A 21,365-nucleotide genomic window follows, 5' to 3' on the forward strand; every position below is an offset into this window, starting at 1 on the left:
GAGGATCGCCTGCGTCGCTAACGGGGGTTCCAGGGGGTCGCCCCCCTGGGCTAGCCGCGTTACAACCAGCCGTTCCTTCGGAAACCCCTGTACAGCGAGAAGCAGGCCAGCCCGATGATGCAGAGGATCATCGGGTAGCCGAACTGCCATTGGGTTTCGGGCATGTGCTTGAAGTTCATGCCGTAGATGCCCGCTATGGCGGTGGGGACCATGAATATGGCGCCCCAGGCGGAGATCTTGCGCATGTCCTTGTTGTCGGCGACGGTGACTTGCGTCATGTGCGCCTGGAGGATGGGGTTGAGGAGTTCGTCGTAGGACTCGACCTGTTCGCGGACGCGGGTGAGGTGGTCTTCGACGTCCCGCAGGTATTCCCTGATCTCGGCGGGGACGAAGCGGCGGCCGGAGAGGTTGCGGAGGGGGCCGGCGAGGGGGCCGACGGCGCGCTTGAGCTGGATGACTTCGCGCTTGAGTCGGTAGATGCGGCGGGACTCGTCGGTGCGTTCGGGGGAGAAGACGGCCTCTTCGACCTCGTCGATGTCCTCCATGACGGCGTTGGCGACGTTGACGTAGCCGTCGACGACGCGGTCGGCCACGGCGTGGAGGACGGCGGCTGGGCCGAGCGCGAGGCGGCCCGGGTCGCGTTCCAGGTCGCGGCGGACGGTGCCGAGTTCGCCGTGGGTGCCGTGCCGGACGGTGACGACGAAGTCGGGGCCGCAGAACAGCATGACCTCGCCGGTGACGACGGCTTCGTGGCCGCCCGGCTCGCTGGCCACGTATCCGACGGTCTTCATCACGACGAAGTGGACGTCGTCGTAGCGCTCCAGCTTGGGCCGCTGGTGGGCGTGGATCGCGTCCTCGACCGCGAGCGGGTGCAGGCCGAAGACCTCGGCGATGTCGGCGAGTTCGGCGGCGGTCGGCTCGTGGAGGCCGACCCATACGAATCCGGCGCTGTCGCCGTCCGCGACGAGGCGCCCGTCGCGGATCATGCGGACGGCGTCGGCGACGGTGTCGGTGCAGACCCGGTGGCCGTCGATGTAGGCGGCCCAGTCGATGACGGCGGAATCGCGGTTCGGAGCCGGCACGCCTGCGGGGCGGCCGCGCGTCTTGAACAGCGCGCGGCCCGGACGGACTCGTGTCATGGCCATGAGGTGCTCCTAACCCGCCGGCCACGCACGCAGCGCGCGCTCAACCCAGGCTGGTCAGCGAAGGGAGCGCGCGAGCACGGCGGCCGGACGCCAGATGGAGGCGGACGGAAGGGCAGTCCGGTACGGACTGTGGGGGTTTTCCGGCGAACTGCAAGGATCACCAGGACTCATCCCGACCACCTCCTTTCACGCACCTCGACACCGGGCGGTAAAGCCCGTGGCAGCTTACCAGCCGACATTTAGGACGCGGCCCATAACTGGCAGGTTCACCCACCCCGCTGTGACGGTCGCCTCACTCGGCTCGATCTCCGCAACGACCGGGGTCGCGCTCCTCATTCCCCGTGCCGGCATCTGTAAGCTCGCGTCACGTGCGAGTACTCGTCCTTGGATCGGGCGGCCGCGAGCATGCGCTCGCCCGCGCCCTGCACCGCGACCCCGCCGTCACCGCGCTCCACTGCGCCCCGGGCAATCCCGGCACGGCCGAGATCGCGGACAACCACCAGCTCGACCCGTGCGACCCGACGGCGGTGCGGGAGCTGGCGGAGCGCCTGCGCGCAGACCTCGTCGTCATCGGCCCGGAGGCCGTGCTGGTCGCCGGGGTCGGCGACGCCCTGCGCACGGCCGGCATCCCGTGCTTCGGCCCGGACCGCGCAGCCGCCCGCATCGAGGCGTCCAAGGCGTTCGCGAAGGAGGTCATGGCCGCGGCCGGGGTCCCCACCGCGGCGGCCCGCGTCTGCGACACGCCCGCGCAGGCCGAGGAGGCGCTGGACGCGTTCGGCCCGCCCTACGTGGTGAAGGACGACGGCCTCGCCGCCGGCAAGGGCGTCATCGTCACCGAGGACCGCGCGGTCGCGTCCCGGCACGCGGCCGACTGCGACCGCGTCGTCATCGAGGAGTTCCTGGACGGCCCCGAGGTCTCCCTGTTCGCGCTGTGCGACGGCCAGCACGCCGTGCCGCTCCTCCCGGCCCAGGACTTCAAGCGCGCCTACGACGGCGACGCGGGCCCCAACACGGGGGGCATGGGCGCCTACACCCCGCTCCCCTGGATCTCCCCCGACCTGGTGGACGAGGTCATGTCCACGGTCGTCCAGCCCGCGGTGGACGAACTCCGCCGCCGCGAGTTCCCCTACGTCGGCACCCTCTACGCGGGCCTCGCCCTCACCTCGAAGGGCGTCCGCGTCGTGGAGTTCAACGCCCGCTTCGGCGACCCGGAGACCCAGGTCGTTCTGGACCGCCTGGCGACGCCGCCGGCCAAGCTCCTTCAGTCGTGCGCCATCGGCGGCCTGGACCCCGGCTTCCGTCCCGAGTGGCACCCGGGCTCCGCCGTCACGGTCGTCCTCGCCGCCGAGGGCTACCCGGCCGCGCCGGTCAAGGGCGACGAGATCACCGGTCTGGACGAGGCGTCCGAGGTGGACGGCGCCTACATCCTCCACGCGGGCACGAAGCTGGACGCCGAGGGCCGGCTCATCGCCAACGGCGGGCGGGTCCTGAACGCGGTGGGCACCGGCCCCGACCTCTCCGCCGCCCGCGCGACCGCCTACGAGGCCCTCTCCAAGATCGCCCTCCGCGGCTCCCACCACCGCACCGACATCGCCCTGAAGGCCGCCCTGGCCTGAGCTCTCGCGCACCGCCGGGGGCGGCGGCGACCCGGGCGCGCGGAGCGGCCGCGGGACCTGGGAGAATGGGCGGGTGATCGAGCGGTACACACTTCCGGAGATGGGGCGCGTCTGGAGCGACGCGCACAAGTACGAGCTGTGGTGCCGGGTGGAGGTCCTCGTCGTCGAGGCCCACGCGGAGGCCGGCACGATCCCGCCGGAGGTGGTGGAGCCGGTGCGCAAGGCGCCGCCGCCGACGCCGGAGGCGGTGCACGAGATCGAGGCGGTCACGCAGCACGACGTGATCGCCTTTCTGTCGGCGTGGGCGGACAACACCGAGCCGCGGGAGGCCGCGCGGTACGTCCACTTCGGGATGACGTCGTCCGACCTGCTGGACACCGCGCTGGCGCTGCAGCTGGTCGAGGCCACCGACATCCTGCTGGAGAAGGCCGACCGGCTGGTGGCGACGCTGCGCGACCACGCGCTGGAGCACCGGGGGACGCTGCGGGTCGGGCGGACGCACGGGATCCACGGCGAGCCGGACGTGTGGGGGCACCGCGTCGCCGACTTCGCGTTCGCGATGGCCCGGTCCCGGGACCGGCTGCGGCGGGCCCGGGAGGCCGTGGGCGTCATGGCCATCTCGGGCGCGGTCGGGACGTACTCCAACATCGACCCGGCGATCGAGCTGCACGTGGCGCGGAAGCTGGGGCTGCGGCCGGCGGACGTGTCGACGCAGGTCGTGATGCGGGACGGGATCGGCGAGTGGGTGTCGTCTCTGGCGATCATGGCGACGGTGTGCGAGGCGATCGCGCTGGAGGTGCGGCACGGGCAGCGCACCGAGGTCCGGGAGCTGTGGGAGCCGTTCGGGAAGGGCCAGAAGGGCTCCTCGGCGATGCCGCACAAGAAGAACCCGATCATCTCCGAGCGGCTCGCCGGGATGGCGCGGATCGTGCGGGCGCAGATCGTCCCGGTGCTGGAGGGCATCCCGCTGTGGCACGAGCGCGACATCTCGCACTCGTCGACGGAGCGGATCGCGCTGCCGGACGCGGCCATCGCGCTCGACTACATGCTGAACCTGACGAACCGCCTCATGTCCGGAATCGTGGTGGACAAGGCGCGTATGAGGGAGAACCTGGAGTCGACCGGCGGTCTAATCTACACATCGACGGTGCTGCTGGAACTGGTCGAGGCGGGCATGTCGCGCGACGACGAGGCGTACCCGCTCGTCCAGAAGGCGGCGATGGAGACGTGGGAGACGGGGACGCCGTTCCGCGAGACGCTGCGCAAGCACGCCGCGGAGGCGGGCCTGGCCTTGGACGAGGAGCGCCTGGACGAGGTATGCCGTCCGGAGCGCTTCGTCGAGCGGCTGGGCCCGGTGTTCGACCGGCTGGCCGCGCTGACCTGACGAACCGCCGGGCCCGCCCGCGGGCCGAGCCGACACGGGCCGGGCAGACACGGCGCCGGCCACGCCGAGCCGACACGAGGAGGGGCCTTGACGGGGACCCTGACCGAGCTGAACGCCTACCCGCTCAAGAGCGGCGGCGGGACCGCGCTGCGCAGCGCCGAGCTGACGCCCAGGGGCCTGCGGTTCGACCGCGAGTTCATGCTGGTCCGCCCCGACGGGCGCTTCCTGTCGCAGCGGGACCTCGCGCAGATGGCGCTGCTGCGCCCGTCCTACGACGGCGAGGTCCTCACGGTGGGCTTCCCCGGCGCCGCGCAGCTCGTCCACAAGGCCGTGGACGACGGCGAGGTCCTGGACGTGACCGTCCACCGCAAGGAGTGCCAGGGCATCGACCAGGGCGAGGAGGCCGCGGCCTGGTTCTCCGAGCTGCTCGACACCGAGTGCCGGCTGGTGCGCTTCACCGGTCACCGGCCGACGTCGCGGGGCGGCGGCGAGGTGATGTTCGCGGACGGGTACCCGCTGCTGGTCATCTCCGCCGAGTCCCTGGCCGACCTCAACGCGCGCCTGGACGAACCGCTCCCGATGAACCGGTTCCGGCCGAGCCTCGTCATCGAGGGCCTCGGCCCGTACGGCGAGGACGACGTCCGCCTCCTGCGCGTGGGCGAGGCCGTCATCGAGATGGTCAAGCCGTGCGCCCGCTGCCTGATCACGACCACCGACCAGGAGACCGCTGAGCGCGGCCGTGAGCCCCTGCGGACGCTCGCCGCCTACCGGACCCGGGACCGCGGCATCCAGTTCGGCTACAACGCCGTCCCGCGCGCGCTGGGCACTCTCGCGGTCGGCGACGGGATCGAGGTCCTCGAAGCCCGCTGACCCGCCGCCCGGCCGGGCGGTTCCGCATAAATGATCACGTTTGCCGCCCCTGGGCGGGACGCCGCCCCTAGGCTCACCTTGGGAAATTTCCTGGGGGAGTGCGAACTTTTTGCGCCGAGCGAAGGTCTCACCAAGCAGACTGACGCCAGCGTGCCGCGGCCGGACGGCACATGTCCGGTCCGGTGGTTTACTGGGGTCGCGTTGGCGCAGAGGGGGGACACCGTTCGGCGCGCCGGCCCTCGTGCTCCCGCTTGATGGCAGGCACCTACCCGCACCCGAGAAGGAGTAAGGCGGCATGAGCATGGGCCACGAGGTTCGTTACCGCGTGCGCGGCGGCAGGCGGCTGCACGGCACGGTATTCATCCAGGGGGCGAAGAACGCCGTCCTGCCGATGATCGGTGCCTCGCTGATGGCCGCCAAGGGGCGCACCGTCCTGCGGAACGTCCCGATCATCGAGGACGTGCGGCGGGCGGTGGAGCTGGCCCGCGCCGTCGGGGCCAAGGCCGAGCTGCACGAGACCGAGCGCACCCTCGTGATCGACGCGTCCTCGCTGAACAGCCCGGTGCTGCCCGCCGAGATCGCGTCCCGTTTCCGCGGCTCGTTCCTGTTCGTCCCGGCGCTGCTGCACCGGCTCGGGGAGGCGGTCATCGAGGGCGTCGGCGGCTGCAACCTCGGCAGCCGCAACCTGGACTTCCACTACAACGGCTTCAAGCGGATGGGCGCCACGGTCACCGAGCACGTGGCCGACAACGGCGACGGCATCATCCACATCAAGGCCGGCGACCTGCGCGGCGGGACGCTCTACTGCGACACTCCCTCGCACACCGGCACCGAGAACCTGATCATGGCGGCGGCGCTGGCCCGCGGCACCACGCTGATCAAGAACGCGGCGCTGGAGCCGGAGGTGCTGGACAACATCGCGATCCTGCAGGCGATGGGCGCCAGGATCAGCGGCGGCGGCACCGGGTTCGTCACGGTCGAGGGCGTGGACGAGCTGACCGCCGTCGAGCACACCGTGATGCCCGACCGGATCGACGCCGGCGTGTTCGTGATGGCCGCCGCGATCACCGGCGGCGACCTGAACCTCGTCGGCGCGACGCTGGAGCACCTCGGCGTCGCCGCCGACAAGCTGGAGCAGATGGGCGTCGAGTTCCGCCAGCAGGGCGCCGTCCTGCAGGTGCACCGCGACCGGACGCTCCGCCCGATCAACGTCATCACCGACGAGTACCCGGGCTTCGCCACCGACCTGCAGTCGCCGATCATGGCGCTGTCCTGCCTCGCCGAGGGCCAGTCCTACATCTACGAGCGGATCTTCGACGGCCGGTTCAAGCTGGCCGGCGAGCTGGCGAAGATGGGCGCCGACATCGAGGTGGACGGCAACCGCGCGAAGGTGAACGGCCCGCGCGCGCTGCGCGGCGCCGAGGTGGAGGCGCACGACCTGCGCTGCGGCAGCGCGCTCGTGCTCGCCGGCCTCGCCGCCGAGGGCGAGACGACGATCACCTCGGCCTATTACCTCGACCGCGGGCACGCGCACACCGCGGAGCGGCTGTCGCAGCTGGGCGCCGAGATCGTCCGCGAAGCGGAGTAGCGCCGCGCGGCGGGCGGAGTAGCGCCGCGCGGCGGGGCCGCGAACGGCCGATTGTGGCCCCGTCCTGACCAACTCCGCGTTCGCACCTGACGGGGCATGTAACGCCGGGGCCTGAATTTTCGGAGCTTAGAGTTACGGGACAACTACGCAGCGGTGCGGCGATGCGCCTCGCGAGTCGCCGATCCGGACCGCTGACCTGGGAAGAAACCCCATGGAACGCTCCGGATCGGATGGACCGTAACCCGGTAAATAATCACCGAGCCTGATCATCGCGGGCCGCGGAACGGATCGTTCGTCTTTCCGGCGCGGCCGGCGTCGACTCGTCCGGATTTCGGCCCGCAGGTAAACCAAACCGGTACTCCAGGGGTCCTTCCTGTACGTGAGAGCGTCAGGAGGGGCCCCGAGCCGTGTTTTGGGGTCTTGCCTTTCAACTTCGGACATCCGAAGATGCTAGATCGAGACTGCCCGAATGGTGACAAATTACTGACCAGGGGGTCGCGTAGGTTACTTTTTCGCCGCACTCTTGATTCGATTTCGCGTCTGGGTGTCACATCTCGTCACCCTGACCCGATCTCCCGGCGGAGGAGCCTTCCTCCGCTTCTCGGCAGGTGGGGCTGCGGGAAGGCGATCGCGGCGCCGGGTCAGGAGGCAGGGGCGACGAGCCCATGGAGTCAACCGTTGGGCGAGACGTGCGCGAACAGGTGGCCGGGGCGGCGCCCCCGCCGAGAGGACGGACCGGAAGCGAGCGAGCATCGATGACGGCGGCACGGACGGGGTCGGTCACGCCCGATCTCACAATCGGCGTCGTGGGCCCCCACGACCTCGTTGAACGGGTCATGCTGATGGGCCACGGCCCCACTCCGGTACCGAGCCGGCTCGTGGCCGCCGCGTACCGGGACGAGCAGGAGGCGGCCGACAAGGTCGTGCGGCTCGGCTCGGGCGTGGACGTGTGCCTGTTCGCGAGCCCGGTCCCCTACGACTTCGCCCGCAAGGCCGGCGTGCTGACGATGCCCGCCACGTACGTCCCGCTGAACGGCGCGGCGCTGCAGGGCGCGCTGCTGCGGGCGTCCCTCGACGAGCGCTTCGACCCGGCCCGGGTCAGCATCGACGTGCTGGGCCGCGCCGAGGTGGAGGAGGCCTACTCCGAGATCAACCTCGGCACCGAGCAGGTGCACCTGCGGGAGGAGGCCGCCGGGCCCGGCACGCTCGCCGCGTTCCACGAGCGCCTCTGGCGGCGCGGCGCGACCACGGTGGCGATGACCTGCGTGCACGCCACGGCCGAGCGCATGGAGATGGCGGGCGTCCCCACGATCCGCGTCCGCCCGACGGGCGCCGCGATCCGCAGCTCCCTGCAGACAGCCGCCCTCCTGGGCGCGCACCACCGGCTGGAGGAGTCCCAGCTCGTCGTGGTCCTGGTGGACGTCCCGACCCTCCGCGAGACGCCCCGCCGCGTGACCCCGCGCTACTGGCGGGACGAGCTGAAGCTCGCGCTGCACCGCGTCCTGCTCCAGGAGGCGCACCGCATGAACGCCTCGGTCTGGCCGCTGGACGACCACAGCTACCTGGTCATCGCGACACGGGGCTCGGTGACGGCCTCCACCGAGGGCTTCCGCACCCCGCCGTTCGTGGAACGCGTCCGCGAAGAGCTGGGCCTGGCCATCGAGGTGGGCATCGGCATGGGCCGCACGGCCCACGAGGCCGAGAACCACGCCCGCGCCGCCTTGGCCCGCTCCCAGAGCTCCCAGCGCGCCCAGGGCTTCGCGCTCGACCGCGACGGCCGCGCCCTGGTCCCGGCCCCGCGCACGCCGCCGCGCACGCAGCCCCAGGCCAAGCCGAAGGGCCTGGAGATCCTGGCCCGCCTGGCCGACAAGCTGGGCGACCAGGAGCAGCCCCTGATCGTGGACGCGGAGAACGCCGGCAAGATGCTCGGCGTGACCCCCCGCACGGCCCGCCGCCTCCTGCGGACCCTGGTCGAAGAGGGCCTCGCCTGGCCGCTCCCGCCGAACCGCACTCCGCAGCCGGGCCGCCCCCGCCAGCTCTACCGCCTCATCGTGGAGAAGCTGGGCCCCGCGAAGGCCGGCTAGGGCGAAGACGGGCCGGGAGCCTCGCGGTGCCCTCCGGGGCCGGACGCCCGCGCGCCCGGCCGCGGCCCGAGGGACGGGTCAGTTGCGGTGGGGGAAGGACTTCGCCACCGCCAGGAAGGCGTCGTTCTCCTCGGGGGAGCCGATGGAGACGCGGGCGCCCTCGCCGGCGAAGGGGCGGACGCTGACGCCCTGGGCGTCGCACGCGTCGGAGAACTCCATGGTCCGGTCGCCGAGGCGCAGCCAGACGAAGTTCGCCTCGCTCGGCGGGACCGTCCAGCCGTCGGCGAGCAGGGCGCCGCGGACGCGGTCGCGCTCCTTCACCGTCCCCTCGACGCGTTCGAGGAGCTCGTCGGTGGCCGCCAGGGACGCGACGCCGGCGGCCTGCGCGACCGAGTTCACGCTGAACGGCAGGAACGTCTTGCGGATCGCACCGGCCACCTCCGGGTGCGCGACGAGGTACCCGATGCGCAGCCCGGCGAGGCCGTACGCCTTGGAGAACGTGCGGAGGATCGCGAGGTTCGGGCGGTCGCCGTAGAGGGTGAGGCCGTCCGGGACCTCGTCGTCGCGGACGTACTCGCGGTACGCCTCGTCCAGGACGACCAGGCAGTCGGCGGGCACGCGGTCCAGGAACGCCTCGATCTCGGCGCGTCGGACGACGGTGCTCGTCGGGTTGTTCGGGTTGCAGACGAAGACCAGCCGCGTGTTACCGGTGATCGCGTCGGCCATCGCGGCCAGGTCGTGGGTCTCGTCCTTCAGCGGCACCTGCACGCCGGTCGCCCCGGAGAGCGACACCAGCAGCGGGTACGCCTCGAACGACCGCCACGCGTAGACGACCTCGGCGCCCGGCTCGGCGACGGCCTCCAGCAGCATCTGCGTCATCCCGACGGAGCCGCAGCCCACCGCGACGTGGTCGGCGGGGACGCCGCAGAACGACGCGATCGCGTCGGTCAGCGCGGTCGCGTTGTTGTCGGGGTAGCGGTTGACGTTCCGCGCCGCCTCGGCGATCGCGTCGACGACCGACGGCAGCGGGCCGTACGGCGACTCGTTGGACGACAGCTTGAACGAGCGGCCCTCCGGTGACACCGCGACCTTTCCGGGCTTGTATGCCACGAACCGGTCGAGGACGGAGCGGAAGCGCGGAGTGGTTGCCTCGGACACCGTTGTCCTCCAGATCGCACATGGGGGTGATGACCCCTCAGCCTACGCAGCGTCCCTCATCATCCAGCAAACGGCCACGATGCGGACGAACTCCCAGTCCCGCGGGTCGTCGGGCCACCAGCCGCGGTTGAAGGCGTCCTCGGCGAAACCGTGCAGGTACTCCATGAGCTCCGTCTCGCCAGGGCTGCCCAGCTCGTCGCGCAGGGTCGCCACGTGCTGGTCGACGGCCGCCGCGAGCCCGGGGGAGCCGGCCATCTCCGCGACACCGGCGGCGCCGATGTCGCGGACGAGCGGGCCGAGCGCTTCGTCACCGTTCATAGGGGCCGAAAATAGCAACCGACCGGCGGTGGTCGCGACGCTCGCCCCCCAGGCCGCGGGCCTGGGCGGGGTCACGGCCGCGGGCGCAGCATCGGCGGGCGCAGCTGCTCGGCGTCGCCGCGCCGGTACAGCCGGGCCGGGCGGCCGCCGTCCCGCGTCGTCGTCCGGTCGGTGGGGATGAGGAACCGGTCGGCGCCGGTGACCTTCCGGTGGAAGTTCCGCGGGTCGAGGCTGGTGCCCCACACGATCTCGTAGACGCGGCGCAGCTCGGCGACGGTGAACTCGGGCGGGCAGAACGCGGCGGCGAGCGAGGTGTACTCCAGCTTCGCCCGCGCCCGCTCGACCCCGTCGGACAGGATGCGCCGGTGGTCGAACGCGGCCTTGTCGTGGTGGAGCAGGTCGTCCACGGCCGTCCACAGCACCTGCGCGCGGCTGGACGCGGGCAGGTCGGGCGCCAGCCCCAGGTAGGCGACGCTCACCACCCGCTGCCGGGGGTCGCGGTCGGGGTAGCCGTAGGTCGCGAGCTGCTCCAGGTGGATCCGCACGTCCGCGAGCCCGGCCCGCTCCGCCATGAGCCTGGACGCGGCGACGGGGAGGTCCTCCTCCAGCTGGATGAACCCGCCCGGCAGCGACCACGCCCCGGCGTAGGGCGGCCGGTCCCGCCGCCACATCAGCGCGCACAGGCGCTGCTCCCGCACGGTGAGGACGACGAGATCGACGGAGACGGCGAGCCGCGGCACGGACATGCATCGAACTTAGCGTCAGCCGGCGGCCCCCAACGCCAAGAAGGCCCGGCCGGGCGGCCGGGCCTTCGTCGGGTCGGGGGTGTCAGCCGTCCTCCTTGGGCGCCTCCACCGGGACCGTCGCGGCGGGGACGCCGTTGTGGCCGTTGGCGGCGGCGCCCTGGGGCCCGTTTAGGTTGGCGAGGAGCTGCCGGGCGACGCCGAGGCCCGTGCCGCCGAGCGTGAGCGCCTTGGCGAGCATGTCCTCGACGCCCTCGGCGCCGTTGAGCACGACCATGTTGTCGACGTTGCCGAACACGCCCGCGCCGGCCTCGACGATCTGCGGCCACTGCTCGGCGAGCTGCTGCGCGATGACGGCGTCGGTGTTCTTCGCCAGCGCCTCCGCGCGGGCCTTGATCGCCTCGGCCTCCGCGAGCCCCTTCTGCCGGATCGCGTCCGCCTCGGCCTCACCGAGGATCCGGGTGGCCTCCGCCTCGCGCTGCGCGCGCAGCTGGATCTCGGTCGCGGCGGCCTGGGCCTGCGCGATGCGCTCCTCGCGCTCGGCCTCGGCCAGCTTCACCTGCTCGTACGCGCGGGCGTCGGCCGGCTTGCGGATCTCGCTCTCCAGCCGCTTCTCGGTGCGCTCGGCCTCCAGCTCGGCGTTGCGGGTCTCCTTGAGGATGACCTCCTGCCGGGCCTGCTGCGCCGCCTGCTGGACCTGGCCCTCGTACTCGGCCTTCTTGATCTCGGTGTCGCGGATGACGGCGGCGTTCTGCCGCTCGGTCTCCTGCTCGCGCTCTGTGGCCTCCTGGTTCCTCTCGGCCTCCGCGATGCGGGCCGCGGCGGCCACCTTCGCGGCATGCGGACGGCCGAGGTTCGTGATGTAGTCCGTCTCGTCGTCGATCTCCTGGATCTGCAGGGAGTCGACGACCAGGCCCAGTTTGCTCATCTCATCGGCGGCGGAGCTGCGCGTCTCGCTCGTCAGCCGCTCCCGGTTGAGGATCAGGTCCTCGACCGTGAGGTTGCCGATGATCGAGCGGAGGTGGCCGGTGAACAGCTCGTGGATCGCGCCGTCCATGGACGACTGCTGCTCCAGGAACCGCCGTGCCGCGTTGGCGATCGACACGAAGTCGTCCCCGACCTTGTAGATCACGACGCCGCGCACCTTGACCGGGATACCCTGCTGCGTCACGCAGTTCACCTCCAGGTTGGCGGCCCGGCTGTCGAGCCGGAGGCGCCGCGCGACCTGGAAACCGGGCAGGACGGACGTCCCCTTGCCGGTCACGATCTTGAATCCGAGGCTGTCCACGCCGTCGATCGGCTTGGATCTGGCGCCGAGCCCGGAAATGATCAGAGCCTCGTTCGGCTCCGCGACCCGCCAGACCATCTTGAACAAGACGATCAGCACGATGACGGCGACCACGACACCGATCGCCACGGCGACTACGGGCATACGGCCTCCTCTTCAGATGTCAGTGCGCGTTTCCCCTCAGACGCACGGGAGGCGCGTTCGGTTCTCGGCGCGGATGGCCTGTTTGCGCCACTTTCCGCAGGCCGGGATCGGCGGGCCGGGCTCACTGGGGCAGTGCGGGCGCCACGTACACCGTCCGGGGCGGGTGGTGCTCGACGACCACGACGATCGTTCCCACGGCGATCTCGTCCTGCGGGTTCACGGGGTGCGCGTAGAACGCCTCGACCCCGCCGCGGACAGGGATCATGACCTCCCCCACGAGCCCCGGCCCTATCCGGCCGGTGACCCGCCCTTCTTTACCGATCAATGAGACTCCCGGGAGAACGGCGCGCCCGGGGCCGCGTCCCGCGACCCCGTGTAAGCCGAACCGTATCCGCTGATCCGCCGCGCTCGCACGGCCGGTTCACGGCAGGACGCGTTCGGCCTGCGCGTGCGCCTCGCGCGCGAGCCGCTCGGCGTCCTCCCGGGTGACGGACGGGCCGAAGACGCTGACGGTGGCGAGGTAGTGGCGGCCGCGGAACACGACGTACCAGGTGCGGGTACGCGCGGCGCCGCTGGTGGTGGAGACGCCGACCGTGCGGGAGCCCTCGCCGATGTCGCCGCGCGGCGTCTGCACGACGCGGTGCTCGGCCCAGTGCGACCCGACCTTGGTGCGGAACCGCAGGCAGCCGGCCGGTACGCGCGCGTTGATCTGCTTCTCGGCGTCGGCGGGGGACATGCCCATCAGCGTCTCGGTGGCGGTCCGCCCGGCGCTCCCGGTGAACGAGACGAGCGCCGCCGGGACGTCGCCCGCCACGGCGCCGCCGGGCCGGGCCCTTCCGCACCGCGGCTTGTCCAGGGTGGTCTCCCGCTGCAGCCTCGCGGCGTTCTGGATGGCCTTCAGCGACCCGTACTCCCCCGAATCCGGTTCCCCGGCCCGCCGGTACCCGGGCGCCTCCCCGAGCAGCGCCTGCGCGAGCTGGTCGGAGGTGTACCCGATGCCCGCCACCTCGGCGCGGGCGGTGCTGTGCACCTCCCGGGCGCGTTCGCCGCCGCCGCACGCGCTCGCACCGGCGGCCGTCACCAACAGGACGATCGGGAGAAACCTGTGCACCATGGCCGCGACATTACGGCCCGCTCCCCGTCCCGGCCCCCCGGCGACACGCCCCCGGCGGCAACAGTTCCGCGCGCGGCGGCCGGAGCCGGAGGCCCGCGCCGCGGAGGGCTCCGCTAGCTCTGCTCCGCGCGCTCGTTGTACTCGCCGGCGTAGTCCTGGCCGGACATCTTCTGGATGGTCTCGACGATCTCGTCGGTGATCGCGCGGCGCGCCTTGGCCGGGGGCAGGTCGCGGTAGTGGGAGAAGTCCATCGGCGGGCCGATGCGGACGGTGGGCCGGGGGCCGAAGACGCGCGGGAACGCGGCGCCGATGGGCTGGATCTTCTCGGTGCCCTCGAGCGCGACCGGCAGGACGCGGGCGCCGGATTCCAGGACGAGCCAGCCGACGCCCGTCCGGCCGCGGTAGAGGCGGCCGTCGGGGGAGCGGGTGCCCTCGGGGTAGATGGCGAACGCGCCGGCGTTCTCGAGGACCTCGGCGGCCTGTTCGAGGGCGCCCATCGCGGCGCGGCGGGCGCCGCGGCGGACGGGGACGTGCCCGAGGTTGGTCAGGAACCAGCGGACGAAGCCCTTCTTCAGCCCGCCGCCCTCGAAGTAGTCGGCCTTGGCGATGTAGGTGACCGGGCGGGGGACGGCGAGCGGGATGATGAAGCTGTCGATGAACGACAGGTGGTTGCTCGCCACGATCAGCGGCCCGTAGCTCGGCACGTTCTCGCCGCCGACGACGCGGGGCCGGAATAGCAGCCAGAGGATCGGCCGCACCACGCGCGTCATGAACGTGTAGAACATCCAGCCTCCCGAATTTCGCCACCGCCACTGTAACCTCTGCGCCGATCCGGGCCGGAGTCAGCGTCGGCCTTTCGCACCGGGAGGCCGGTAAGAAATGGCCCAGCCGCAGGTCAAGGGTCGGCCGAGTGAGATTGGACGCCATTTCTTACCATCGGGTAAGTTTCTCTTGAGTAAGTTATTGCCCCCGTTTCCCGGATGTCCCCGGACGCATCCGGACGGCCCGGACGGCACGTCGGGTAGAGTCTGCACGGGGGACCGGCCGGGCGCCCGGGAGGCGTTACGGTCCGGGGCGCGGGCCGCGTGCCCGGTCCCTATTCCCGGTGAGAGCTTGGAATGCGGGCACGGGTGCGCGATCCTGTGGAGTCACCTGAGATGGCCGGGTACCACCGGAGTGGGGCGTGAGGTGACCATGGACTTCGACATCAGCCTGATGCGCGACGACCGCTGCACGGTCGTCCGCGTCCAGGGCGACATCGACGTGGTGTCCCGGACGCGTTTCGAGGAGACCCTGTTCGAGGTCGTCGACACCGGAGAGCCGATGGTCGTCGACATGCGCGAGGTCACGTTCTGCGACTCCACCGGCCTGAACGCGCTCGTCGCCGCGAACCGCCGCGCGCGCGAGCACGGCGGCCACATCGCGCTGGTGGCGCTCCCGCCGCGCGTGCAGCGGGTGTTCCGCATCACCGGGATCGACAAGTTCATCCCGATCTACGACACGCTGCGCGAGGCGATCGTCGCGTTCCCGTCCACCACCACGCCCTGACCTCAGGTACAGCCCTCGAACTGCGGGACGCTCGTCGTCAGCTTCAGCCCCGACTTGCCGAACCACTTGGTGAGCAGGCGCTGCGCCGTACCGTCCTGGTACATGGCGGTGATGGCGCGGTTGACCTCCTCGCAGCCCTTCAGGTCGCCCTTCTTGAGGCCGACGCCGTACTTCTCGTCGGTGAACGGCGCGTTGATCATCCGCCCGGGGCGGCCGGCCGCGAACCCCGCGAGGATGAGGTCGTCGGTCGAGACCGCGTCGAGCTTCCCCGCCGCGAGGGCGTCCATGCAGGCCCCGTAGGTGCCGACGGTGACGGGCTTGGCGGCGACCTTGCGCTCCTCGATGACGCGGCGCCAGGAGTTGGAGCCGGTCACCTCGCAGATCCGCTTGCCCTTGAGGTCGCGGACGTTCCTGATGGACGCGGCGCCGGCGCGGACGAAGGTGTCCTGGTGGGCGACGTAGTAGGGGCCGGCGAAGGTGACCTTCATCTTGCGCTTCGCGGTGATCGAGTAGGTGGCGACGATCATGTCGACGGTGCCCTTGGCCAGCGCCTCCTCGCGGACCGACGAGTTCGTCGTCTTCCACGTGATGCGGTCCTTCGGCACCCCCATCTTGCCCGCGATGTAGGTGGCGACGTCGACGTCGAAGCCCTCGTACGTCCCGTCCGGGCGCTTGACGCCGAGAGCCGGCTGGTCCGCCTTCACGCCGATGACCAGGGAGCCCTTGTCGGCGACGGACTCCTCCTCGGTGCCGCCGAGGCTGCAGCCCGCCAGCACCGTCGCGGTCAGGACGGCGGCGGTCGCTCGGGTGGCGCGCATGGTCTCTGCTCTCCTCCGGTCAGCGGAACTCGGCCAGCCGGGGACGAACCCCCGCGAGGATCAGGAGCGCGATGACGGCGGCGGCCGCGGGCGGGACGGCGTTCCAGCCGCGCAGCCCGCCGTCGGCGTCCCGGATCGCCTCGTCGAACGCGTCCTGGTGGACGGCCGTCAGCGCGCTGAGCGAGGCGTCGAACGCGCCGAAGTCGCGGATGGCGCCGGACGTCCGCCCCATCCGGTGGTCGATCGCCCCGGCGCGGTTCCCGGATTCGGCGAGCTGCCGCATCCGCTGGTCGTTGCGCTGGACGGTCCGGTACGCCTGGAGCGTCTTCGCGAGCGCGTCCGCCTCGCGGCCCTCGTCGACCGTGCGCGCCTCGTCCCCGAAGAAGCCGAGGAACGGCACGGCGCCCTGGCCCGGCTTGTACGGGGCGACCTTCTGCTCCAGGCCCGCGTAGTAGTTCTCCAGGTTCACCGGCTTGTCGCCGAGGTCCGGGTAGATGACCGACAGCGACTTGTCGAGGTAGGTCTGCTCGTAGGTGTCGGCGCGCCCCGGGTCGAGGAGGTAGCGGCTCTCGTCGGCGAACGCGCTGTGGCTGATCGCCCGCGCCCGCGACAGCTGGAGGATCGAGTCGAACCCGTCCTCCTTGGCCTTCCTGATGTGGCCCGCGTGCGCCGTCAGCAGGCCCGCGCCGACGGCGGTGAGGACGACGGTCGCGAGCGTCGCCAGCACCAGCGCCGGGTTGAGGAGGCGGCGGAACGTCCGGGCCAGGTACAGCTGCGTGGCGATCAGGAGCAGCAGCGCGACGAGGCCGGTGACGGCGACCCAGGTGCGTCCCGCCAGCACCGCCGACCGCTTGACCTCGTAGGACTGCCGGACGTGCGCGCCGCTGTCGAGCGTGATGTTGTACGCCTTCGGCAGCAGCTGCAGCTTCATCAGGTCGGTCGCCTGCCGGTACGCGTCGATGACCGGGCCGGGCAGTTCGCCGGGCGCGTGGTTCGACTGGGCGTCGAGCTGCATGGCCTGGCCGACGAGCCGCTCGTACTTGCCGAGGCCGTCCAGCACCTCCTGGACGGTCTGCTTCAGCGCCGGGTCGCGCCCGGCGAGCTGCGCGGCCTGCACCGCCGCGGCGTCCGCCTCCGCGCGGCGCTTCTCGTACACCCGCAGCGACTCGTCGTAGCCGATGCCGAGGCCGTGCTCGCGCCCGATCAGCAGGATGCTGGACACCTGGGCGTCCATGTCGCTGAGCGCGAAGTACAGGGTGCCGGTCGCGACGACCTGCGGGCCCGCGTCGTGCCCGATCGTCTGGACCGAGTCGCGCGCGTTCCCGATCGCCACGGACAGCACGGCGAGCAGCGCGACCAGCGCGGCCAGGCACAGCACCACGTGCGCGCGGATGCGGCCCGGGATCGTCTTCAGCCAGCGGCCGCGGAAGAACGTCCGGAGCCGGCCGCCGCGCTGCCGCCGCGGGACGGGCGCGGCCGGTCCGGGCACGGCCGGTCCGGGCGGGTCCGGCGTCCGGGGAGCGGGAGCCGCCGGCTGCGCGGGACTCATCGTCATGGCGGGCCTTCCTGCAGGGACAGCGTGATGGTCGTCCAGGCGCCCACGTGGATGCGGTCGCCGTCGGCCATCGGGAGCGGCGCGTTCACCGGGATCGGCTCGGTGCCGCCGTTGACCGTCGTGCCGTTCGTCGAGCCGGGGTCGACGAGGTTCCAGGTGCCGTCCGGCTGCGCCAGCAGGACGGCGTGCAGATGCGACACCCCCGGGTCCTCGGGCGGCGCGCTCAGGTCGATCTCCGGCACGATCCCGCGGGACGCGCTGCGCCTGCCGATGCGGACCTCCCCGCCGCGCAGCGGGACGCGCCGCTCCGGGCAGTACGGCGGGAACGCCAGGCCCTGGGCGCCGGGCCCGAGCTCGGCGACGACCGAGTCGAAGTAGGCGCGGTCCGCCGCGACCAGCGCGTGCGGGCCGGGCGGCGCGACCGGGGCGCTGCCGGTGCGCGGCTGCGGCACCAGCGGCACCGCGTGCGCCGCGCGGTCGATCGCCAGCTCGACCGTGTACATGGTGCCGGTGTCGAAGTCGTACCCGTCGACCTCGCAGAAGCGGCCCGAGCGCGGCGTCCCGCAGTGCGGGCACGCCGGCGCGCCGCCGGGCCCCGGCTCCGCGGCGGGCGCACCGCCGATGAGGTCGCCGCACACGTCGCAGTAGTCGGCGGCCTCGGAGGCATGCCCGCTCGGGCAGATCGGCATGGGCCTCAGCCCCCGGGCCTGTCGTCGTCGGCGTGCCGGGTCCGGACGGTGCGGACGGAGCGGGTGTCGAGCGACATCTCGTCCGCCTTCGACACGTCGCGTTTCAGCCGGACGGTGCCGGTCGCCTCGTCGACGACGTCCACGACGCGGTCGAGCAGCCCGGAGATCTGCTCGTTGCCGACCTCCCGGGCGAGGACGACGGCGCGGCCGAGCCGGGCGGTCGCGCGGTCCTCGTCGCCTTCGCGGCGCGCCTCCAGGCCCTCCTGGATCGCCTCGGCCAGCTCCGACTGCCCGGTGTGGATCGCCACCCGCTTGTTGATGCGGGTCGAGCGGGCCTCGTCGTCCGTCCACTCGGCGAGGACGTTCCCGGAACCGAGGACCTGCTCGCCCGCGAGGAGCTTCACCCACGCGGCGCGCATCTGCCGTCCCACGTCGCCGGGCGGCACCTCGACGCACAGGTGGTACTCGCGGGTCTCGTTCCCCCACGCGCCGAGCGGGTAGTCGCCGGTCTGCGGCCCCGACTCGACCCGGCGGCCGGTGAGGTCCTCCACGGCCGGGACCATCTGCTTGAGGAACCGGAGCCGCGCCTGCTGCGGCGTCCACACGCGCAGGGCCACGTCGGCGACCTCCTTGCTCATCGCGGCCCGCGTCATCGCCAGGAAGTCGGCCTCCAGGTCGGCGGGGTCGGGGACGTCCAGGAACCCGCCCAGCAGCGCCGAAGTGATCTTGCGGAGCTCGGCGACGTCCCAGTCGGTGCCGACGCCGCGCGCGTCGCAGAGGAACCGGCCCTCGCACACCCGCAGCGCGGCCTCCAGCTCCTCGGGGGTCTCGTGCTGGTTCTTGCCGTCGGTGAGCAGGATGGCGTGCCTGACCGCGTCGTCGTGCCCGGTGAACAGCCGCTCGGCGAGCCGCAGCCACGACCCGATCGCCGTCCCGCCGGCCGCCTCCAGCCGCCCGATCGCGTTCACCGCGCTGCGCCGGGACGTCTCGTCCGCCGCGACGAGCCGCTCCCCCTGCGGGTAGACCATCCGCGGCCGGTTCGCGCCCGCGACCACCGCGAAGTGGACGCCGTCGCGCAGCACGTTCACCGCCGCCCGCGCGGCCCGCTTCGCCGCGGTCATCTTCCCCCGGTACGACATCGAGCCCGACGTGTCGATGAGGATGATCTCCGCCGCGGGGGCGCCGCCGCCGCCCGAGCCGCGCGCCGTCACGGTGACGATCGCGTGCATCTCCCGCCCGCCCGCCGGAAGGTAGGCGTTCTGGTCGACGCGGACGGTGAACTCCGGAAACCCGCTCATCTGCCCCGCTCTCCACCCCGCGGCGGCCAGGGGAGCACCGCCGCCGTGACATTGTCGTGCCCGCCCGCGTCCAGCGCCGCCCGCAGCAGCCGCCGCGCGGCGCCCACCGGGCCGTCCGCGCCGCCGAGCGCCACGACCGCGAGGTCGGCCGCCTCCGGCAGGTCGTTCCACAGCCCGTCGCTGCACACCACGACCAGCCCCGGAGCGTCCGGGCGGAACGCGGCGACGTGCGGCTCGACGGGCCCCGCGTCGGCGCCCAGCCATGCCGTGATCAGGTGCGCCCGCTCGTCGGCCCACGCGTCCGCGGCGGTCATCGCGCCCTGCTCGATCATGGCCGCGGCCCACGAGTCGTCCCGCGTCAGCGGGCGCGAGCCCGTCTCCGCGAGCCAGTAGGCGCGGCTGTCGCCGACCCAGCCGACCGTGACGCCGGCGGCGTCGGCGACGGCCGACGCGAACGTGCAGGCGGGCGACGCCTCCGGGTCGTGCGCGAGCGCCGCCACGACCTCGGCGGCCCGCGCGACGGCCGCGCGGGTCGCGCCCCGCGGGTCCATGCCGGCGGACACGCGCCCGGTGAGCACGGCCAGCGCCGCGTCGGCGGCCCGCCGCGCCGCCTCCGCCGACCCCGGCGCCGTCGCGACCCCGTCGCACACCACGGCGCACGCGCCCCGCGGCAGCGCGGCGATCGCGAACGCGTCCTCGTTCCCGGTGCGCCGCAGCCCGCGGTCGCTGACCGCCGCCCCGGCCTCCCCGAGATCGGTCTCGGCGTGCTCCCGGCCGCCCGTCTGCCGCAGCCCGCAGTGCTCGCAGAACCCGTCCGCCCCGACGGCCGCTCCCCCGCAGTCCGCGCATCCGACCGCCGGGGCGGGCGCGGCGGACGAGGTTCCGCCGGGGTGGGGCGGCGGGGCCGCGCCGGGGTGGGGCGGCGGGGCCGCGGGGCGCGGGGCGGAGGGGTCGGGGGCACCGCAGCGTTCGCAGAAGCGGTCGCGGTCGTGGGCCGGCTCGCCGCAGGTGGGGCAGACGGTGGCGGGGGTGCGCTGGTCGGTGCTCATGGTCAGAAGAGCGTCCTCGGGCGGACGGCGTTGGCGCGCTTCACCATCGCGTGCCGGTGCCCGGCGTCGTCGGCGAGCTTGGCAAGCACGCGGTAGGTCTCCTCCAGCCTGGCGCGCAGCGCGGGCTCGTCCAGGTCGGTGCCGAGGATCTGCTGCCGGAACCCGGCCGGGACCGGGATGCGTTCGGCGCGCAGCCAGCCGAGCGCGGCCTCCAGGACCTCCGCGGTGAACGCGGCGGCGCGCTCGGTGTCGAGGCGCAGCGACGCGAGGCGGCGGCCCGCCCCGATGAGCGCGGCGGCGTCCAGCTCGCCGGGGCTGCGGCCGCGGACGGCGGTCGCGACGGCGGCGAGCTGCGCGGCGAGGTAGTGGCTGGACACGCGGGGCACCGAGTCGAGGACGCGTTCGGCGGCGGCCCGGTCGCCGGCGGCGAGGCAGGAGCGGGCCAGCCCGAACGCGGCGCTGACGTGGGTGGGGTCGGTGCGCCAGACCGTCTCGTAGAAGTGGCTGGCGTTGCCCATGTCGTCGAGGGTCTCGTAGCAGAAGGCGAGCGCCAGCTTGGGCGCCTGCTCCCCCGGGGCGAGGTCGTACAGGTCGTTGAAGACGGCGACGGCCTCCTTGGCGCGCCCGCCGGCGAGGGCGCGGACGCCCCGGTACCAGTCGACGCGCCAGTCGTCCGGGGCCTCGGCGGCGATCTCCTCCAGGAGCCGCGCGGCGCCGCCGAGGTCGCCCAGCAGGATGCGGACGCGCAGCAGCGCCAGCCGCACCTCGCGCGACGCGACCGGGGCGGAGCCGAGCGCGGCGGCCAGGTCGCCGGGGTCGCGGGCGGTCAGCCCGGCGAGGAACGCGGCGGCCGGGTCGAACGCCGACACCAGCGGGACGGGCAGCGCCGCCGCCGCGGCGGGCGGCTCCAGCGGCGCCAGGATGGCGGCGCCGTCGAGCGCTGCGCCGTCGAACGC

The 21,365-nt window shown here is 72.9% G+C and carries 20 protein-coding genes; 6 read left to right on the forward strand and 14 right to left on the reverse strand.

Annotation, left to right across the window (positions count from 1 at the left end):
• Window positions 1–59: 59 nt before the first annotated feature.
• On the reverse strand, window positions 60–1,145 hold the full coding sequence (locus ACIWVC_RS13580) for a magnesium and cobalt transport protein CorA (protein ID WP_396452249.1): 1,086 nt from the start codon (window positions 1,143–1,145) through the stop codon (window positions 60–62).
• Window positions 1,146–1,513: 368 nt separating this feature from the next.
• On the opposite strand from ACIWVC_RS13580, the gene purD reads away from it, so the two are divergent.
• From purD to ACIWVC_RS13605, 5 genes are all read left to right on the forward strand, one after another.
• Window positions 1,514–2,761 (forward strand): phosphoribosylamine--glycine ligase, encoded by a 1,248-nt coding sequence (gene purD / locus ACIWVC_RS13585; RefSeq protein WP_396452247.1) that lies wholly within the window; start codon window positions 1,514–1,516, stop codon window positions 2,759–2,761.
• A 73-nt stretch (window positions 2,762–2,834) separates the two neighbouring features.
• Window positions 2,835–4,145 (forward strand): adenylosuccinate lyase, encoded by a 1,311-nt coding sequence (gene purB, locus ACIWVC_RS13590; RefSeq protein ID WP_396452245.1) that lies wholly within the window; start codon window positions 2,835–2,837, stop codon window positions 4,143–4,145.
• Window positions 4,146–4,232: 87 nt separating this feature from the next.
• Complete coding sequence (locus ACIWVC_RS13595) at window positions 4,233–5,015, forward strand: MOSC domain-containing protein (protein ID WP_396452244.1); 783 nt, start codon at window positions 4,233–4,235, stop codon at window positions 5,013–5,015.
• A gap of 301 nt (window positions 5,016–5,316) precedes the next feature.
• On the forward strand, window positions 5,317–6,603 hold the full coding sequence (murA, locus tag ACIWVC_RS13600; protein WP_396452251.1) for a UDP-N-acetylglucosamine 1-carboxyvinyltransferase: 1,287 nt from the start codon (window positions 5,317–5,319) through the stop codon (window positions 6,601–6,603).
• Window positions 6,604–7,358: 755 nt separating this feature from the next.
• Window positions 7,359–8,687 carry a transcriptional regulator gene (locus ACIWVC_RS13605; RefSeq protein ID WP_396452242.1) on the forward strand — a complete coding sequence of 443 codons (1,329 nt, stop codon included), beginning with the start codon at window positions 7,359–7,361 and terminating at the stop codon, window positions 8,685–8,687.
• A 78-nt stretch (window positions 8,688–8,765) separates the two neighbouring features.
• Here ACIWVC_RS13605 and hisC read toward each other — a convergent pair whose 3' ends face one another.
• The 7 genes from hisC to ACIWVC_RS13640 form a co-directional block, all read right to left on the reverse strand.
• The gene (hisC, locus tag ACIWVC_RS13610) at window positions 8,766–9,845 is read right to left on the reverse strand and encodes a histidinol-phosphate transaminase (RefSeq protein WP_396452241.1); all 1,080 of its coding nucleotides are present in this window, start codon (window positions 9,843–9,845) and stop codon (window positions 8,766–8,768) included.
• Window positions 9,846–9,887: 42 nt separating this feature from the next.
• Window positions 9,888–10,163 (reverse strand): DUF6401 family natural product biosynthesis protein, encoded by a 276-nt coding sequence (locus ACIWVC_RS13615; protein ID WP_396452239.1) that lies wholly within the window; start codon window positions 10,161–10,163, stop codon window positions 9,888–9,890.
• A gap of 71 nt (window positions 10,164–10,234) precedes the next feature.
• Complete coding sequence (locus tag ACIWVC_RS13620) at window positions 10,235–10,909, reverse strand: NUDIX hydrolase (protein ID WP_396452238.1); 675 nt, start codon at window positions 10,907–10,909, stop codon at window positions 10,235–10,237.
• 82 nt (window positions 10,910–10,991) lie between these two features.
• Entirely contained in the window at window positions 10,992–12,338 is a 1,347-nt protein-coding gene (locus ACIWVC_RS13625) for a flotillin family protein (RefSeq protein ID WP_396452236.1), read from the reverse strand.
• 121 nt (window positions 12,339–12,459) lie between these two features.
• Window positions 12,460–12,603 (reverse strand): hypothetical protein, encoded by a 144-nt coding sequence (locus tag ACIWVC_RS13630; RefSeq protein WP_396452234.1) that lies wholly within the window; start codon window positions 12,601–12,603, stop codon window positions 12,460–12,462.
• Window positions 12,604–12,759: 156 nt separating this feature from the next.
• The gene (locus tag ACIWVC_RS13635; protein ID WP_396452232.1) at window positions 12,760–13,452 is read right to left on the reverse strand and encodes a hypothetical protein; all 693 of its coding nucleotides are present in this window, start codon (window positions 13,450–13,452) and stop codon (window positions 12,760–12,762) included.
• A 113-nt stretch (window positions 13,453–13,565) separates the two neighbouring features.
• Window positions 13,566–14,237, reverse strand: coding sequence for a lysophospholipid acyltransferase family protein (locus tag ACIWVC_RS13640; protein WP_396448176.1), 672 nt, complete (start codon window positions 14,235–14,237; stop codon window positions 13,566–13,568).
• A gap of 409 nt (window positions 14,238–14,646) precedes the next feature.
• Between ACIWVC_RS13640 and ACIWVC_RS13645 the strand changes: the two genes are divergently transcribed.
• Complete coding sequence (locus ACIWVC_RS13645; protein ID WP_396448175.1) at window positions 14,647–15,000, forward strand: STAS domain-containing protein; 354 nt, start codon at window positions 14,647–14,649, stop codon at window positions 14,998–15,000.
• A 2-nt stretch (window positions 15,001–15,002) separates the two neighbouring features.
• On the opposite strand, the gene ACIWVC_RS13650 is transcribed toward ACIWVC_RS13645, so the two are convergent.
• The 6 genes from ACIWVC_RS13650 to ACIWVC_RS13675 all read right to left on the reverse strand — a co-directional run.
• On the reverse strand, window positions 15,003–15,818 hold the full coding sequence (locus ACIWVC_RS13650; RefSeq protein ID WP_396448174.1) for a glutamate ABC transporter substrate-binding protein: 816 nt from the start codon (window positions 15,816–15,818) through the stop codon (window positions 15,003–15,005).
• Window positions 15,819–15,837: 19 nt separating this feature from the next.
• Window positions 15,838–17,373 (reverse strand): hypothetical protein, encoded by a 1,536-nt coding sequence (locus ACIWVC_RS13655; RefSeq protein ID WP_396448173.1) that lies wholly within the window; start codon window positions 17,371–17,373, stop codon window positions 15,838–15,840.
• Window positions 17,370–18,062 (reverse strand): FHA domain-containing protein, encoded by a 693-nt coding sequence (locus ACIWVC_RS13660; protein ID WP_396448172.1) that lies wholly within the window; start codon window positions 18,060–18,062, stop codon window positions 17,370–17,372. Before ACIWVC_RS13660 ends, ACIWVC_RS13655 begins: the two co-directional genes overlap by 4 nt.
• A 5-nt stretch (window positions 18,063–18,067) precedes the next feature.
• Window positions 18,068–19,360 (reverse strand): VWA domain-containing protein, encoded by a 1,293-nt coding sequence (locus ACIWVC_RS13665; protein WP_396448171.1) that lies wholly within the window; start codon window positions 19,358–19,360, stop codon window positions 18,068–18,070.
• Complete coding sequence (locus tag ACIWVC_RS13670; RefSeq protein ID WP_396448170.1) at window positions 19,357–20,409, reverse strand: PP2C family protein-serine/threonine phosphatase; 1,053 nt, start codon at window positions 20,407–20,409, stop codon at window positions 19,357–19,359. The genes ACIWVC_RS13665 and ACIWVC_RS13670 overlap by 4 nt, the downstream gene beginning before the upstream one ends.
• 2 nt (window positions 20,410–20,411) lie before the next feature.
• On the reverse strand, window positions 20,412–21,365 hold a 954-nt coding region (locus ACIWVC_RS13675; RefSeq protein ID WP_396454189.1), incomplete at its 5' end, for a tetratricopeptide repeat protein.

The sequence above is a fragment of the Actinomadura sp. genome (assembly GCF_044508335.1).
Taxonomy (GTDB): Bacteria; Actinomycetota; Actinomycetes; order Streptosporangiales; family Streptosporangiaceae; genus Spirillospora.

Coding starts and splice junctions, on each gene's coding strand:
- ACIWVC_RS13580 (WP_396452249.1), bottom strand. CDS start 1,145: ATGGCCATGACACGAGTCCGTCCGGGCCGCGCGCTGTTCAAGACGCGC.
- murA (WP_396452251.1), top strand. CDS start 5,317: ATGGGCCACGAGGTTCGTTACCGCGTGCGCGGCGGCAGGCGGCTGCAC.
- ACIWVC_RS13605 (WP_396452242.1), top strand. CDS start 7,359: ATGACGGCGGCACGGACGGGGTCGGTCACGCCCGATCTCACAATCGGC.
- ACIWVC_RS13615 (WP_396452239.1), bottom strand. CDS start 10,163: ATGAACGGTGACGAAGCGCTCGGCCCGCTCGTCCGCGACATCGGCGCC.
- ACIWVC_RS13620 (WP_396452238.1), bottom strand. CDS start 10,909: ATGTCCGTGCCGCGGCTCGCCGTCTCCGTCGATCTCGTCGTCCTCACC.
- ACIWVC_RS13625 (WP_396452236.1), bottom strand. CDS start 12,338: ATGCCCGTAGTCGCCGTGGCGATCGGTGTCGTGGTCGCCGTCATCGTG.
- ACIWVC_RS13630 (WP_396452234.1), bottom strand. CDS start 12,603: ATGATCCCTGTCCGCGGCGGGGTCGAGGCGTTCTACGCGCACCCCGTG.
- ACIWVC_RS13635 (WP_396452232.1), bottom strand. CDS start 13,452: ATGGTGCACAGGTTTCTCCCGATCGTCCTGTTGGTGACGGCCGCCGGT.
- ACIWVC_RS13640 (WP_396448176.1), bottom strand. CDS start 14,237: ATGTTCTACACGTTCATGACGCGCGTGGTGCGGCCGATCCTCTGGCTG.
- ACIWVC_RS13645 (WP_396448175.1), top strand. CDS start 14,647: ATGGACTTCGACATCAGCCTGATGCGCGACGACCGCTGCACGGTCGTC.
- ACIWVC_RS13650 (WP_396448174.1), bottom strand. CDS start 15,818: ATGCGCGCCACCCGAGCGACCGCCGCCGTCCTGACCGCGACGGTGCTG.
- ACIWVC_RS13655 (WP_396448173.1), bottom strand. CDS start 17,373: ATGACGATGAGTCCCGCGCAGCCGGCGGCTCCCGCTCCCCGGACGCCG.
- ACIWVC_RS13660 (WP_396448172.1), bottom strand. CDS start 18,062: ATGCCGATCTGCCCGAGCGGGCATGCCTCCGAGGCCGCCGACTACTGC.
- ACIWVC_RS13665 (WP_396448171.1), bottom strand. CDS start 19,360: ATGAGCGGGTTTCCGGAGTTCACCGTCCGCGTCGACCAGAACGCCTAC.
- ACIWVC_RS13670 (WP_396448170.1), bottom strand. CDS start 20,409: ATGAGCACCGACCAGCGCACCCCCGCCACCGTCTGCCCCACCTGCGGC.